We start from the raw sequence: 513 nt of genomic DNA, 5'->3' as shown, positions 1-513 counted from the left end.
CGACAAGCCAATAAAGAAGATAAATGCACGGGGCACTTTTGGGAAGGACGCTTTAAATCACAAGCCCTGCTCGATGAAGGGGCATTACTTGCTTGTATGGCTTATGTAGATTTAAATCCAGTGCGTGCGGGTATTGCTCCAACACCTGAGCAATCGAGTTTTACCAGTATTCAACTGCGTATCAAAGCAGCCATTACAGGAGAGCAACCGACAACGTTATTACCTTTTACGGGCAATGAACATCAAGAGAAAACCTCAGGTATCCGCTTTAGCTTGAAGGACTATTTAACCCTTGTAGATGAAACAGGTCGCGTAATAAGAGCAGACAAACGAGGCGCTATTGATAACAAAACCGCAAATATACTGTCAAGACTTCACATCAGCGATAAAAGTTGGCTCAAACTCACCACAAACTTTGAAGGTATATTCACTGGCGCAGTCGGCACCGCAGAGCATTTGTGTGAATTTACTGAGCACGTGGGGTTAAAGCGCGCACACGGTAAAGCAAATGCC

1 pseudogene is annotated in these 513 nt (G+C 44.8%); it reads left to right on the top strand.

Going from position 1 to position 513, the window contains the following annotated elements:
- Window positions 1-513 (top strand): annotated as a pseudogene (locus tag H4J62_RS20005) (transposase); the annotation flags it as partial.

The organism is Colwellia sp. BRX8-5, from assembly GCF_014077325.1.
In the GTDB taxonomy this organism is placed as follows: Bacteria; Pseudomonadota; Gammaproteobacteria; order Enterobacterales; family Alteromonadaceae; genus Colwellia_A.
The sequence above is the reverse complement of the archived record's forward strand: the minus strand, read 5'-3'. Positions and strand labels throughout refer to the sequence as shown.